The organism is Streptomyces sp. NPDC057010 (genome assembly GCF_042673805.1).
GTDB lineage: Bacteria > Actinomycetota > Actinomycetes > Streptomycetales > Streptomycetaceae > Streptomyces.
Window position 1 is genome coordinate 312,769 of record NZ_JBHUSC010000002.1, and the last position, 14,329, is coordinate 327,097.

Consider the following 14,329-nt stretch of genomic DNA (forward strand, 5'->3'; position numbering starts at 1 on the left):
GGGGAGGGTCCGACAATTCCTCAGTGAATTCCGGGCTGCCGGAAGCGGAGGAACTCCGGCGGTACGGCATCCACCAGCCACACCCCGTTGGCGCTGATCCGGAAGACGTGCCCGGCGGCGCGCATGGCCGCCGCGTCGACGGCGAGGACGACGGGCCGGCCGCGCCGCGCGCCGACCCTGGTCGCGGTCTCCCGGTCGGGGGAAAGGTGCACGTGGTGGCGGGCCATCGGGCGCAGGCCCTCGGCGCGGATCGAGTCCAGGGCGGCGGCGACGGTGCCGTGGTAGAGGTACGCGGGCGGCTCGGCTTCCGGGAGATCCAGGTCGACCGCGACGGTGTGCCCCTGGCTGGCCCGGATGCGGGTGCCGTCGACGGCGAAGCGCTGCTTGTCGTTGGCGGCCACGACGTGGTCGAGCTCGGCCCTGGTGAACGGGAAGCCGTGGGCGGCGGCCGCGCGCAGAAGATCGTCGATCTCCACCCAGCCGTGCGGGTCGAGCACCAGACCGATTCGTTCCGGCTGATGCCGCAGGTGTTTCGAGACGTATTTGGACACCTTCACGGTGCGCCTGTCGTTCATGGCCCCAGCGTGCCCGGCCCGGCGTCCTTCCGGCAGGGATTTTCCGATCACGGTCGACGGCGGACACCCTCTATCGCTATTCCAAGATACGGAATACATTTTCCGCTGCCACTTCTGCCCAGGGGGAGAAACCATGACAGCCCATACCTCTCTGCCACGCCGTGCGGCTGCCGAACTGATCGGGACCGCCGCGCTCCTCGTATTCGTGATCGGCTCCGGAATCCAGGCCGCAGCACTCAGCCGCGACACCGGTGTCGCCCTCATCGCCAACTCGCTCGCCTCGGCCATCGGCCTCGTCCTGATCATCACCCTCTTCGGGCCGCTGTCCGGCGGCCACCTCAACCCGGTGGTCACCCTCACCGCCTGGTGGACGCGGCGCAGGGGCGGCGACGGGCTCGGCGGCCGGGAGGCGCTGGTCTACGCGGCCGCCCAGATCGTCGGTGCCATCAGCGGCGCCCTGGTCGCGGAGGCCATGTTCGGCCGGACCCCGGGCACCTTCGCCACTCAGGTCCGCGACGGCGGGCACCTGCTCATCGGCGAGGTCGTGGCCACCGCCGGCCTCGTCGTCCTCATCCAGGGCCTCGACCGCATCGGGCGCCCGAAGCTGATCCCGGCCGCCGTCGGGGCCTACTTCGCCGCCGCGATCTGGTTCACCTCGTCCGGCTCCTTCGGCAACCCGGCCGGGACCATCGCGCGCTCCTTCAGCGATTCCTTCACCGGGATCGCCCCCGAGTCCCTGCCCGGATTCGTCGCCGCCCAGCTGGCCGGCACGGTCCTCGGCCTGGTCCTCGCCGGGGTGCTGTACGGGAGCGCCCGCTCCTCGAAGGCGGCGCCGGCCGACGTGCTGCCGGCGGCCCTGCCGGAGTCCGCCTCGGAGGCGCAGCCCGCGCCCGACAAGGAGGCGTACGAGACCATAGGCTGAGACGCGGTCCCCGTTGCCCACAGGAAAACCGGACTTGTCCACAGCCGTTTGGGCGGGTTTTGACGGCAAACGCGGGATCCGCCCTGTGGACTACCGCCGCACGGGCGTTCCCGCCGCCGCGCGGGACTACCTCTCCGCCCGGCGCGCCAGATCGTTCATCGTCCGGGCCTGGAGCTCCCGCTCCGTCGCGGCCCGGACGAACTCCGCCACGTGGTCGGCGCCGACGAGGTCCTGCACCGCCCGTACCGTCCCCGCCGGCAGGGCCACCGGGGACGGACCCGACGGCTGCGGCGCCCCCGCCGCCCCCAGGTGCCGCTGCAGGTGCCGGGTCGCGAACAGCCGCATCGCCCGCGCCAGCTCCGCGTCCACGGTCTGCTGGGCCAGCGGCCGGAGCCTGCGCACCATCGTCGCCGCCTCCGCCGCGTCCGCGTCGGTCGGCGGCACGTGCCCGAGGTAGCGCGCGAAGACGTGCTCGGTGGTGAATTCCAGGAACCGCGAGGCGATGTGCTCCACCTGGGAGCGCAGCTCCCGCAGGTGGCCGGTGATCGCCGACAGCGGCACCCCGGCCGCGTACAGCTCGGCGGCCACGGCCAGCTCCTGCGGTGACGGCACGAGGAACTGGTCGGGGCGGCCCGGGATCCGTTCCAGCACCCCCAGCTCGCAGGCCTCGTCCACCGCTTCGTCGTCCGGCCGGCCGCCGAACCGGTCGTTCAGCTCCTCCCGGCTGATCCGGGCCGCCTCCTCGTCGGTCCACGGCCCGTGCACCTCGGCGACCAGTCCCAGTACGCCGCCCAGCCCGCGCCCCGCGTCCCAGGCCTCCAGCAGTTCCTTGATGGAGGCCAGGGTGTAGCCGCGGTCCAGCAGGTCCGCGATCTGGCGCAGCCGCGCCAGGTGCGTGTCCCGGTAGACGTTGGAGCGGCCGCGCCGCTCCGGCTTCGGCAGCAGCCCGCGGTCCTGGTACGCACGGATCGTGCGCACGGTCGCCCCGCTGTGGTGCGCCAGATCCTCGATCCGGTACTCGGCTACCGCCTGATCGGACAATCCCGGCTCCCTACGACATCGCGGCTCGGCCGACCGCGCCCGCCGCGGCCCGGGCGGCAGGTGAAGCCGCAAGGTACTCGACCGCCCTGCGCAGCGAGCCCTCCTGCGAGGGATGGTACGACCGCCGGAAGTAGCGGGGTATGGCCGTGCCGAGCTCTCTCCACGTGGGCAGCAGGCCCTTGGCCACCGCCCGGTTGTGCGCGCGGAGCGTGTAGCGCAGCCGGCCGCCCAGCCGCGGGTCGTTGCGCATGAGGTACGAGGCCCCCCACACCCACAGCCAGGCCAGTACGGGCGCGACCACGGCCATCCCCTCGATGCGCCGCGCGTACCGGGGCAGGCCCGCTCCCCCGCAGTGCTGGTACATGTCGAAGGCGACGGAGCGGTGCTCCACCTCCTCCGCGCCGTGCCAGCGCAGCAGGTCCAGCATGACCTCGTCCGCGCCGGCCCGGTCGAGCCCCTCGGCGCGCAGCACCCAGTCCCCGAGGACGGCCGTGAACTGCTCGATGGCGGCGACCAGCGCGAGCCGGAAACGCAGCCACTCCTGGGCCGAGAGGGGCGCCCCGAAGGGCGGGGTCTCCCCGAGCAGCTTCTCGAAGAGGAAGTCCACGTGCCGCGTGTACGCCTCCGTCGGCAGGCGCTGCTCGGCGAGGTGGTCCAGTACGTAGGAGTGCTGCACGCTGTGCGTGGCCTCCTGGCCCATGAACCCCTTGACGTCCTTGCGCAGCTCCGGGTCGGTGACCAGGGGCAGGCCCTCCTTGAACACCTTCACGAACCACCGCTCCCCGGCGGGCAGCAGCAGGTGCAGCACGTTGATCACGTGGGTGGCCGTGGGCTCGTCGGGTATCCAGTGCAGCGGGGTGGTCTTCCAGTCGAAGGCCACCCGGCGCGGGCTGATCACATACGAGCCCCCGGTCACAGCCTGGGCTCCAGTTTCGCGATGCGCCGCAGGGTGCGCGGCGCGAAACGGGACATCCACAGGGCGCCCTTGGACTCGGGTGTCACCGGCACCACGGCCTCGTTGCGCACCACGGCCCGCAGGATCGCCTCGGCGACCTTCTCCGGCGGGAAGTTGCGCAGCCCGTACAGCCGCGAGGAGCGCTCCTGGCGGCGCTTCTCCTCGGCCTCGTCCACCCCGGCGAAGCGCGAGGTGGCGGTGATGTTGGTGTTCACGATGCCGGGGCAGATCGCGGAGACGCCGATCGACTTCGACGCCAGCTCCGCGCGCAGGCACTCCGACAGCATCAGCACCGCGGCCTTCGAGGTGCTGTAGGCGGGCAGGGTCCTGGAGGGCAGGTAGGCGGCGGCGGAGGCGGTGTTGACGATGTGCCCGCCCTGCCCGCGCTCGGCCATCTGCCTGCCGAAGATCCGGCAGCCGTGGATGACGCCCCACAGGTTGACGTCGAGGACCTTCTTCCAGTCCTCGGCACTGGTGTCGAGGAAGGCCCCCGACAGGCCGATCCCGGCGTTGTTGACCAGTACGTCCACGATCCCGTACTCGGCGGCGACCTTCGCGGCGAGCTTCTCCATCGCCTGCTCGTCGCTGACGTCGGCGCACTCGCCCCAGGCCTCGGGGGCGCCGACCAGGCGGGCCATCTCGGCCGTCCGCGCCGCGCCCTCGGCGTCCCGGTCCACGGCCACCACCCGGGCCCCGGCCTCGGCGAACGCGAAGGCGGTGGCCCGGCCGATGCCGCTGGCAGCGCCGGTGACCAGCACCAGCTGGCCGCCGAAGCGGTCGGCGTACCGGCCCGGAGCCCTCTGCTCCGGTGCCCGCGCGGCCGGCTCCTCCCGGGCCGTGACGAACTCGCCGATCCAGGCGGCGACCTGGTCGGGCCTGGTCCGGGGCACCCAGTGCTTGGCGGGCAGGGTGCGGCGTACGAGATCGGGTGCCCACAGCTCCAGCTCGTCGTAGAGCCGCTCGGAAAGGAACGCGTCCCCGGTCGGGGTGATCAGCTGTACGGGCACGTGGGCGTACGCATCGGCGCGCGGCCGGCGCAGACGGGGCCGCACGTTGTCGCGGTAGAGCCAGGCGCCGTGCGCCGCGTCCGACGGCAGGGAGGCCGTCGGGTAGGAGCCGGCCGGAACCTTCTCGACGCGCTGGAGCAACGCGGGCCACCGCTTGCCGAGCGGCCCGCGCCAGGCGAGCTCCGGCAGCACGGGCGTGTGCAGCATGTAGACGTACCAGGACTTGGCGCCCTGGCTCAGCAGCTGCGCGGCCCGGCGCGGGGTGGGACGCGCCATCCGCTTCTTGATCCAGTGCCCGAAGTGGTCCAGGGACGGCCCCGAGATCGAGCTGAAGGAGGCGATCCTGCCCTCGGTGCGGGCGACGGTGGCGAACTCCCAGCCCTGGACGGAGCCCCAGTCGTGCCCGACCAGGTGCACCGGCCGGTCCGGACTGACCGCGTCCGCCACGGCCAGGAAGTCGTCGGTCAGCTTCTCCAGGGTGAAGCCGCCCCGCAGCGGCTGCGGAGCGGTCGAGCGCCCGTGCCCGCGTACGTCGTAGAGCACCACGTGGAAGCGCTCCGCCAGCCGCTCGGCCACCTCCGACCAGACCTCCTTGCTGTCCGGGTAGCCGTGCACCAGCACCACGGTCGGCCGGTCCGCCTCGCCGAGTTCGACGACGCACAGCTCGACCCCGCCGGTGCTCACCCAGCGCTCGCGTGCGCCCGCCAGTCCTGTCGCGCCCGTCGTGCCCGCCCCGCTCATGCCGGTCATGCCGCCTTCTCCTCAGCCCAGCGCCGCACGTGCGGCAGATCGTCGTCCAGCCAGAATGCGCTCTCCTGAGGGTCCCGGGAGTCGGTGACGACCAGGATCTCCTCGAACTTGGCGCCGGTGCCGCGGAAGCCCAGATGCGGCTCCACCGCCCACAGGCCGGGCTGCGGCGCGTGGTCGGAGAAGTGGTACGGGCTCCACAGCGGCGACCAGCCCTCGCGGTGCCCGTGCAGGGCGTCGGAGGCGAGCCCCTTCAGGGACTGGGTGCCGAACCCGAACGCCGTCGGCGACCAGCGCCGCTCCCTGACGCGGTCGATCTTGTGCGCGATCACGCCGAAGGGATAGGCGCGGTGCCGGTTGGCGTACCCCTGCCGGTTCATCAGCCGCTCGACGTTCTCGTAGATCTCGCGCAGCGAGCGCCGCTCGCGCACCTGGTCCAGGATCAGCGAGCGGTGCTCCTGCAGATCGGACATGAGCCGGTCCTGCACCGGATTGAGCCCGAGGCTGCCCGAGTACCCGATGTCGGCCGCGAACCCCTTGTAGACCGGCGCCATGTCGAGGATGAACGGCATCCCCGGCTCCAGCTTCCGGTTGGTCGGGAAGAACTGCAGCGGGATCTTGAAGTTCACGAAGGCCGTGCGGTCCCCGAACCAGGCGAAGGGCAGGTGGAACCAGTCGCGCACGCCGCGCTCGCGCAGCCACTCGCGCTGCATCCGGGCCGCCTCACGCTCGGTCACCCCGGGGCGCAGCTGCGCGGCGACGGTTTCGGCGCACTCGTAGGCGAGCCGTTGTACTTCCCTGAACCCGCGCAGGTCGGCCGTGAGTTGCGCGGTGCGTTGCCTGGTGTCCCCTGCCATGCCAGCCGTCCGTCCCTGTAGCCGTACGCGCCCGTAACTTGACATTGATGAATGTGACAATGACTGGAGATCACGTCAAGGGCCGTGCACGGACCTGTGGACAAACTTGTCCGGTCCGCATCAGACGGGTACGCCCCGGCCGGTCCGCATCAGCCTTGTGTCAGGGTCCGTAGTCCTGAAGGCGGAGACGGGATCCCGCTCCAGGTCTGACGATCCTCGAGGTCTTCGCCACTAACGTCGAAGCCGTGACTGTCATCGCGACCGAAAGCCTGAGCAAGCGGTACCCCCGAGTGACCGCCCTCGACCGGCTCTCCCTGGACATCGGGCCTGGTGTGACCGGCCTCGTGGGTGCCAACGGAGCCGGCAAGTCCACGCTGATCAAGATCCTGCTGGGACTGTCCCCCGCCACCGAGGGCAGTGCCGCCGTGCTCGGCCTCGACGTCGCCACGCATGGCAGCGCCATCCGTGAACGCGTCGGCTACATGCCCGAGCACGACTGCCTGCCGCCCGACGTCTCGGCCACCGAGTTCGTCGTCCACATGGCCCGCATGTCCGGCCTGCCGCCGACGGCGGCACGGGAGCGCACCGCCGACACCCTGCGCCACGTGGGGCTCTACGAGGAGCGCTACCGCCCCATCGGCGGCTACTCCACGGGCATGAAGCAGCGCGTCAAGCTCGCCCAGGCCCTCGTCCACGACCCCCAGTTGGTCCTCCTCGACGAGCCGACCAACGGTCTGGACCCCGTCGGCCGCGACGAGATGCTCGGCCTGATCCGCCGTATCCACACGGACTTCGGCATCTCCGTCCTGGTCACCTCCCACCTCCTCGGCGAGCTGGAGCGGACCTGCGACCACGTCGTGGTCGTCGACGGCGGCAAGCTGCTGCGCTCCAGCTCCACCAGCGACTTCACCCAGATCACCACGACCCTCGCCGTCGAGGTCACCGACTCCGACGCCCACCCGGACGGCACCGCCGCCCTGCGCAAGGCGCTCACCGAGGCGGGCATCGCCCTGCACACGGCCGAGGAGCAGGGCCTGCCCGGCGCCGGTCACATCCTCCTCGTCGAGGCCACCGGCGAGGACACCTACGACACCGTCCGCGACACCGTCGCCGACCTGGGCATCGGCCTGGTCCGCATGGAGCAGCGCCGCCACCACATCGCGGAGGTCTTCCGCGACAACGACCAGCCCTCGCGGCCCATCCAGCAGAAGGGAGCCGGTTCCGATGGCGCCTGACACCTCGACCCAGATCCACAACATCGGCTACCGGTCCTACGACGGCCCCCGGCTCGGCCGCGCGTACGCCCGCAAGTCGCTGTTCTCGCAGTCCCTGCGCGGCGCTTACGGACTCGGCCGCTCCGCCAAGTCCAAGGTCCTGCCGATGATCCTCTTCGCGGTGATGTGCGTTCCCGCGCTGATCCTCGTCGCGGTGGCCATCGCCGTCCCCGGCTCCACCGATCTGCCGATCAAGTACACGACGTACGCCCTGACCACCCAGGTGGTCATCGGCCTCTACCTCGCCTCCCAGGCACCCCAGTCGGTCTCCCGCGACCTGCGCTTCAAGACCGTGCCGCTCTACTTCTCGCGGCCCATCGAGCGGGTCGACTACGTCGTGGCGAAGTTCGCGGCCATGGCCTCGGCCCTGTTCATCCTCACCGCCACCCCGCTGCTGATCATGTGGATCGGCTCGCTGCTGGCGAAGTTCGACTTCGGCGACCAGACCAAGGGATTCGGGCAGGGACTCGTGTCGGTACTGCTGCTGTCGCTGCTCTTCGCGGGACTGGGCCTGGTCATGGCCGCCCTCACCCCCCGCCGCGGGTTCGGCGTCGCCGCGATCATCGCCGTGCTGCTCATCCCCTACGGTGCGGTGACCGCGGTCCAGGGCATCTCGTACAACACCGGGAACGCCGGGGCCATCGACTGGCTGGGGCTGTTCTCCCCGATCACCCTGATCGACGGCTTCCAGACGGCCTTCCTCGGCGCGACCTCCGCCTTCCCCGGCGGCGAGGGTCCCTCGGCCGGCACCGGCTTCGTCTACCTGCTCGTCATCCTCGGCCTCATCGCCGGCTCCTACGCCGCCCTGATGGCCCGCTACCGGAAGGCCGGGCTGTGACCATCCTCGACATCGACCACACCTCCCGCTGGTTCGGGAACGTCGTCGCCGTCAACGACGTGACCATGCGCATCGGCCCCGGCGTCACCGGACTCCTCGGCCCCAACGGCGCGGGCAAGTCCACGCTCATCAACATGATGGGCGGCTTCCTGGCCCCCTCCACGGGCAGCGTCACCCTCGACGGCGTGCCGATCTGGCGCAACGAGGAGGTCTACAAGCAGATCGGCGTCGTGCCCGAGCGCGAGGCCATGTACGACTTCCTCACCGGCCGGGAGTTCGTCGTCGCCAACGCCGAGCTGCACGGGCTCGACGACGCCGCGGCCCAGCGGGCGCTGGCCACCGTCGAGATGGAGTACGCCCAGGACCGCAAGATCTCCACCTACTCCAAGGGCATGCGCCAGCGCGTGAAGATGGCCTCCGCGCTGGTCCACGATCCGTCCGTGCTGCTCCTCGACGAGCCCTTCAACGGCATGGACCCGCGCCAGCGCATGCAGCTCATGGACCTCCTGCGGCGCATGGGCGACGAGGGCCGCACCGTCCTGTTCTCCTCGCACATCCTCGAAGAGGTCGAGCAGCTCGCCTCCCACATCGAGGTGGTCGTCGCCGGCCGGCACGCCGCCTCCGGCGACTTCCGCAAGATCCGACGCCTGATGACGGACCGTCCGCACCGCTACCTCATCCGCTCCTCCGACGACCGGGCCCTCGCCGCGGCCCTGATCGCCGACCCGTCCACGGCCGGTATCGAGGTCGACCTCAAGGAAGGCGCCCTGCGCATCCAGGCCGTCGACTTCGGGCGCTTCACCGAGCTGCTGCCGCGGGTCGCCCGTGCGCACGGCATCCGGCTGCTGACGGTCTCCCCCTCCGACGAGTCCCTCGAGTCGGTCTTCTCCTACCTCGTCGCGGCCTGAAGGAGCTGGCACCCATGTACAACCCCACCGTTGCCCGGCTCACCTACCGGGCCCTGCTCGGCCGCCGGCGGGCGCTGATCCTCTTCCTGCTGCCCGCCCTGCTGATCCTCATCTCCGCCGCCGTCCGCGCGCTCACGGGCGTGGACGACAAGGTCGCCGCCGACCTGCTCGGCGGTTTCGCCCTCGCCACGATGGTCCCGCTGATCGGTGTCATCGCCGGCACCGGGGCCATCGGCCCCGAGATCGACGACGGATCGATCGTCTACCTGCTGTCCAAGCCGGTGAAGCGACCGACCATCATCATGACCAAGCTGATCGTCGCGATCGCCGTCACCATGGCCTTCTCCGCGATCCCCACCCTGATCGCCGGCTTCATCCTCAACGGCAACGGCCAGCAGATCGCGGTCGCCTACACCGTCGCCGCCCTCGTCGCCTCGATCGCCTACAGCGCGCTGTTCCTGCTGCTGGGCACCGTCAGCCGACACGCGGTCGTCTTCGGCCTGGTCTACGCCCTGATCTGGGAGTCGCTCTTCGGCAGCCTGGTCTCCGGTGCCAAGACCCTCAGCGTGCAGCAGTGGGCCCTCTCCCTCGCCGAGAAGGTCGCGGGCGAGGGATACGTCGATGCCACCGTCGGGCTGCCCACCGCCGTGGTCCTGCTCGCCGCGGTCACCATCGGCGCCACCGCGTACGCGGGCCAGAAGCTGCGCCGCCTCACCCTGGCCGGCGAGGAGTAGGCCGGCGCAGACCCCGGAGCAGCCTGCGCGAAGCTGTGCCCCGCCCGGCCCACCGGCCGGGCGGGGCACAGCTTCGCGGGGCATCATCGGGGCATGATCGAGCACCCCGAGCCCGAGCCGTCCAGGCCCCTGCGGTCCTGGATACGCTCCTCGCCCGGAACGCACGTCTGGCTGCTGATCATCGCCGTCACCAGCATCATCGTCGCGATCGCGCCCGACCAGCTCGAGAGCGTCCTGCTCCACCGCAACAGCAGCAACATCCACCAGCTCGTCAAATATCCCGTCAGGGCGCTCCTCAGCAGCGCCTTCTGGATCGAGAACCCGGCCTCGCTCGCTCTCTACGCCGTGCTCTTCGAGGTCTTCCACGCCCCCGTCGAACGCTGGCTCGGCACCCTGCGCTGGCTCGTGATCGTCGCGACGGCCCACATCGTGGCCACCCTCGTCAGCCAGAAGGTCCTGCTGACGGCCATCCAGGACCACCGCGCCCCGCGCAGCATGACCCATGTCGTCGACATCGGGGTCAGCTACGGACTCGCGGCCGCGGTGGGCGTCCTCACCTACCGGCTCCCCAGTCCCTGGAGATGGCTCTACCTGGCCGGCGTGGTCGCCTTCTTCGGTCTCCCCCTGGCCACCGGGGGCACCTTCACCGATCTCGGCCACGCCATCGCGCTGGCGGTGGGCCTGCTGGCCTGGCCGCTCACCCGCCACGTTGTTTCACGTGAAACACCGTCACTGTTTCACGTGAAACATCGCTGACGGCCGACCGGGAAATTCGCTGGTACGGGGCTTTCGACCGGGGCAGAGTGAGTCGTGCGGGGAGCAACAAAAGGTCCGGGACAGCCACTTCGAGCGCGCCCTACGGCGCGGGCTGTCCCGGACCTCTCGTACGTCGTCCTACGCGGCGCCCAACAGGCGTTCCAGCACCAGCGCGATGCCGTCCTCCTCGTGGGAGGCCGTCACCTCGTCGGCCACTGCCTTCAGCTCCGCGTGGGCGTTGGCCATGGCCACCCCGTGCGCGGCCCAGCCGAACATCGGGATGTCGTTGGGCATGTCGCCGAAGGCGATGGTCTCCGCGGCCTTCACGCCGAGCCGCCGCGCGGCCAGGGAAAGGCCGGTGGCCTTCGTCAGCCCCAGCGGCAGGATCTCCACTATTCCGGGGCCGGCCATCACGATGTCGACCAGGCTGCCCACGGTCTGCCGGGCCACTTTGACCAGCGCGTCGTCATCCAGCTCGGGGTGCTGGATGTACAGCTTGTTCAGCGGAGCCGTCCACACCGCGGCGGTGTCCTCCAGGTAGACGGCCGGGAGGCCCTCCTGCACCTGGTAGCCGGGCCCGAACAGGACCTCGCCGTCCACCCCGTCCCGGCTGGCCGCCAGGGCCAGCGGGCCGACCTCGGCCTCCATCTTCGCCAGCGCCAGTCCGGCCAGCTGCCGGTCCAGCGTCACCGAGGTGAGCAGCCGGTGCGCGCCCGCGTCGTAGACCTGCGCGCCCTGCCCGCAGACGGCGATCCCCTTGTAGCCGAGATCGTCCAGCACGCCCCGGGTCCACGGCACGGCGCGGCCGGTGACGATGATGTGTGCCGCGCCCGCCGCGGTGGCCGCGACGAGCGCTTCACGGGTGCGTTCCGAGACGGTGTCGTCGCCACGCAGCAGCGTGCCGTCGAGATCGGTGGCGACGAGCTTGTACGGGAACGGGGCCGGGCTCACTTGGTGATCGGCTCCAGGACCTCGCGGCCACCGAGGTACGGACGGAGCACCGCGGGCACCCGTACCGAACCGTCGGCCTGCTGGTGGTTCTCCAGGATCGCGACGATCGTGCGCGGAACGGCGCACAGGGTGCCGTTCAGCGTGGACAGCGGCTGGGTCTTCTTGCCGTCGCGGTAGCGGATCGACAGGCGGCGGGCCTGGAAGCCGTCGCAGTTCGAGGCGGAGGTCAGCTCGCGGTACTTGCCCTGGGTCGGGATCCAGGCCTCGCAGTCGAACTTGCGCGAGGCGGAGGCACCCAGGTCACCGGTGGCCACGTCGATCACCTGGAACGGCAGCTCCAGGCTGGTCAGCCACTGCTTCTCCCACTCCAGGAGCCGCTGGTGCTCGGCCTCGGCGTCCTCCGGCGCGACGTACGAGAACATCTCGACCTTGTCGAACTGGTGGACGCGGAAGATGCCGCGGGTGTCCTTGCCGTAGGTACCGGCCTCGCGGCGGAAGCACGGCGAGAAGCCGGCGTACCGCAGCGGCAGCTTGTCGGCGTCGATGATCTCGTCCATGTGGTACGCGGCGAGCGGTACCTCGGAGGTGCCGACCAGGTAGTAGTCGTCCTTCTCCAGGTGGTACACGTTCTCCGCGGCCTGGCCGAGGAAGCCGGTGCCCTCCATGGCGCGCGGGCGGACCAGCGCGGGGGTGAGCATCGGGACGAAGCCGGCCTCGGTGGCCTGCGCGATGGCCGCGTTGACCAAGGCCAGCTCCAGCAGGGCGCCCACACCGGTGAGGTAGTAGAAGCGCGAGCCCGACACCTTGGCACCGCGCTCGACGTCGATGGCACCCAGCGACTCGCCGAGTTCCAGGTGGTCCTTGGGCTCGAAGCCCTCGGCCGCGAAGTCGCGGATGGTGCCGTGCGTCTCCAGGACGGTGAAGTCCTCCTCGCCGCCGACCGGGACGTCCTCGTGGACGATGTTGCCCAGCTGGAGCAGGAGCCCCTTGGCGGCCTCGTCGGCCTCGTTCTGTTCGGCCTCGGCCGCCTTGACGTCCTGCTTGAGCTGCTCGGCCCGCTTCAGCAGCTCCGCCCGCTCCTCCGGGGAGGCCTTGGAGACGAGCTTGCCGAGCGACTTCTGCTCATTGCGCAGTTCGTCGAAGCGCATGCCTGAGGACCTGCGGCGCTCGTCGGCGGAGAGCAGCGCGTCGACGAGGTCGACGTCCTCTCCACGGGCGCGCTGCGAGGCGCGGACACGGTCAGGGTCTTCACGGAGCAGCCGGAGGTCAATCACCCCTCCAGGCTACCGGGCTGGGGTTCCTGGGATCACACCGATATCACGCTGCGTGTCGCTATGTCCCAATTGCCGCGAATGCATAAGTCTCGGCAGTCGGCCGGAAGTGGTCCTTCTCGAAGGGTCAATTAAAGCGGCCCATTCCCCGAAAAGAGGCACAACCCCGGCGGGTGGGGAGGCCCTGAGCTGGGCCGGAAGGCTTCCTTGTCCACAGGAATTCCCGCTACCCCCACCTTATCCACAGGCTGTGCGCCGCATCTGTGGACACGGAAATAGATCAATCCCGATCGGTGGGCCGCCGGGGCGAATCAGGGTTCAAACCACCCTCACACACTCATTCGGGTGGGAATGACTCGCTCCAAAGAGTTGATCGGTGATACGGGGGTGACGCCGTTCACCTTCCGCTCCCCTGCGCGAAACCCGGGCCCCCCGACCGATTTGTCGACCTTGTCATGCCGCTCTGTCGACTTGTCCCCAGGTCCCCATCTCGGCCTGTGGATAACTCTGTGGACAGTGGACGAAGCCCCCTACGGCCTGCCGTCGAGGCAGCGTGTCAGCCAATCGGAGGCGGCCGTGAAGTCCCTGTCGGAGGTTCCCGGCCGGGGGGCGCGCACGTCACCCTGAGCGACGCCCGCGCGCGGGTAGGAGCCAAGGAAGCGGACCTGGGGGCACGTCCGCTTGAGGCCCATGAGGGCTTCGCTGACCCGGCGGTCGGAGACATGGCCCTCGGCGTCGACCGCGAAGCAGTAGTTTCCGATGCCCTGACCCGTCGGCCGGGACTGGATCAGCATCAGGTTGACCCCGCGCACCGCGAATTCCTGGAGGAGCTCCAGCAGCGCACCGGGGTGGTCGTCGCCGAGCCACAGTACGACCGAGGTCTTGTCGGCGCCGGTCGGGGCGGCGGGCCGGGCGGGGCGCCCGACGAGCACGAACCGGGTCTCGGCGTTCTCCGCGTCGTGGATCTCGGTGACCAGCGGGACCAGCCCGTAGGTGGCGGCGGCGAACTCTCCCGCGAAGGCGGCGTCGTAGCGCCCCTCCTGGACCTGCCGGGCACCGTCGGCGTTCGACGCGGCCGACTCCCACACCGCGTCGGGCAGATGGGCCCGCAGCCAGTTGCGCACCTGGGGCTGGGCCACCGGGTGCCCGGTGACGGTCTTGACGTCGGACAGCGTGGTCCCGGGCCGGACCAGCAGCGCGAAGGCGATGGGGAGCAGCACCTCGCGGTAGATCATCAACGGCTCGCCGGAGGCCAGCTCGTCGAGGGTGGCGGTGACCCCGCCCTCCACCGAGTTCTCGATCGGCACGAGGGCGGCAGCGGCCTCGCCGTTGCGCACGGCGTCCAGGGCGGCCGGCACCGACACCATCGGGATGAGCTCCCGGGTGGCGGCTTCCGGCAGCGTGCGCAGGGCGGCTTCGGTGAACGTGCCCTCGGGACCGAGATATGTGAAGCGGGTGGCCGACATGCGATCAGCGTAATGCCGGGGCGGTGC

Annotated in this window: 14 protein-coding genes; 6 read left to right on the forward strand and 8 right to left on the reverse strand. The window is 70.6% G+C overall.

Translation table 11 applies throughout. The features are described 5' to 3' along the window. Nucleotides 1-20: 20 nt before the first annotated feature. A complete protein-coding gene (locus tag ACFTXQ_RS03975) occupies nucleotides 21-575 on the reverse strand; it encodes an RNA 2'-phosphotransferase (RefSeq protein ID WP_382635602.1) in 555 nt (184 codons plus the stop codon). Between the two features lie 133 nt (nucleotides 576-708). Between ACFTXQ_RS03975 and ACFTXQ_RS03980 the strand changes: the two genes are divergently transcribed. Then, nucleotides 709-1,497: an aquaporin gene (locus tag ACFTXQ_RS03980; RefSeq protein ID WP_382635603.1), complete on the forward strand. Its 789-nt coding sequence runs from the start codon at nucleotides 709-711 to the stop codon at nucleotides 1,495-1,497. A 126-nt stretch (nucleotides 1,498-1,623) separates the two neighbouring features. Here ACFTXQ_RS03980 and ACFTXQ_RS03985 read toward each other — a convergent pair whose 3' ends face one another. From ACFTXQ_RS03985 to ACFTXQ_RS04000, 4 genes are read right to left on the reverse strand one after another with little or no spacing between them, the layout of a single operon-like run. Then, nucleotides 1,624-2,538, reverse strand: a complete 915-nt coding sequence (locus tag ACFTXQ_RS03985) for a MerR family transcriptional regulator (protein WP_382635605.1) — start codon at nucleotides 2,536-2,538, stop codon at nucleotides 1,624-1,626. Between the two features lie 10 nt (nucleotides 2,539-2,548). Then, entirely contained in the window at nucleotides 2,549-3,454 is a 906-nt protein-coding gene (locus tag ACFTXQ_RS03990) for a metal-dependent hydrolase (RefSeq protein ID WP_382635607.1), read from the reverse strand. After that, entirely contained in the window at nucleotides 3,451-5,250 is a 1,800-nt protein-coding gene (locus tag ACFTXQ_RS03995; RefSeq protein WP_382635609.1) for an SDR family oxidoreductase, read from the reverse strand. Before ACFTXQ_RS03995 ends, ACFTXQ_RS03990 begins: the two co-directional genes overlap by 4 nt. Beyond that, nucleotides 5,247-6,104, reverse strand: a complete 858-nt coding sequence (locus tag ACFTXQ_RS04000) for a M24 family metallopeptidase (protein ID WP_382635611.1) — start codon at nucleotides 6,102-6,104, stop codon at nucleotides 5,247-5,249. The genes ACFTXQ_RS03995 and ACFTXQ_RS04000 overlap by 4 nt, the downstream gene beginning before the upstream one ends. Nucleotides 6,105-6,349: 245 nt before the next feature. Between ACFTXQ_RS04000 and ACFTXQ_RS04005 the strand changes: the two genes are divergently transcribed. From ACFTXQ_RS04005 to ACFTXQ_RS04025, 5 genes are all read left to right on the forward strand, one after another. After that, nucleotides 6,350-7,339, forward strand: a complete 990-nt coding sequence (locus tag ACFTXQ_RS04005; RefSeq protein WP_382635613.1) for an ABC transporter ATP-binding protein — start codon at nucleotides 6,350-6,352, stop codon at nucleotides 7,337-7,339. Next, nucleotides 7,329-8,216: an ABC transporter permease subunit gene (locus ACFTXQ_RS04010; protein ID WP_382635615.1), complete on the forward strand. Its 888-nt coding sequence runs from the start codon at nucleotides 7,329-7,331 to the stop codon at nucleotides 8,214-8,216. The genes ACFTXQ_RS04005 and ACFTXQ_RS04010 overlap by 11 nt, the downstream gene beginning before the upstream one ends. Further along, nucleotides 8,213-9,124, forward strand: coding sequence for an ABC transporter ATP-binding protein (locus ACFTXQ_RS04015; RefSeq protein ID WP_382635617.1), 912 nt, complete (start codon nucleotides 8,213-8,215; stop codon nucleotides 9,122-9,124). Before ACFTXQ_RS04010 ends, ACFTXQ_RS04015 begins: the two co-directional genes overlap by 4 nt. 14 nt (nucleotides 9,125-9,138) lie before the next feature. Continuing rightward, a complete protein-coding gene (locus tag ACFTXQ_RS04020) occupies nucleotides 9,139-9,858 on the forward strand; it encodes an ABC transporter permease subunit (protein ID WP_382635618.1) in 720 nt (239 codons plus the stop codon). 93 nt (nucleotides 9,859-9,951) lie between these two features. Then, the gene (locus ACFTXQ_RS04025) at nucleotides 9,952-10,614 is read left to right on the forward strand and encodes a rhomboid-like protein (protein ID WP_382635620.1); all 663 of its coding nucleotides are present in this window, start codon (nucleotides 9,952-9,954) and stop codon (nucleotides 10,612-10,614) included. Nucleotides 10,615-10,752: 138 nt separating this feature from the next. Here ACFTXQ_RS04025 and ACFTXQ_RS04030 read toward each other — a convergent pair whose 3' ends face one another. The 3 genes from ACFTXQ_RS04030 to pheA form a co-directional block, all read right to left on the reverse strand. Continuing rightward, a complete protein-coding gene (locus ACFTXQ_RS04030; RefSeq protein ID WP_382635622.1) occupies nucleotides 10,753-11,565 on the reverse strand; it encodes an HAD family hydrolase in 813 nt (270 codons plus the stop codon). After that, entirely contained in the window at nucleotides 11,562-12,839 is a 1,278-nt protein-coding gene (gene serS, locus ACFTXQ_RS04035; protein WP_382635624.1) for a serine--tRNA ligase, read from the reverse strand. The genes ACFTXQ_RS04030 and serS overlap by 4 nt, the downstream gene beginning before the upstream one ends. A 527-nt stretch (nucleotides 12,840-13,366) precedes the next feature. Continuing rightward, nucleotides 13,367-14,302 carry a prephenate dehydratase gene (gene pheA / locus ACFTXQ_RS04040; RefSeq protein ID WP_382635626.1) on the reverse strand — a complete coding sequence of 312 codons (936 nt, stop codon included), beginning with the start codon at nucleotides 14,300-14,302 and terminating at the stop codon, nucleotides 13,367-13,369. Nucleotides 14,303-14,329 lie beyond the last annotated feature (27 nt).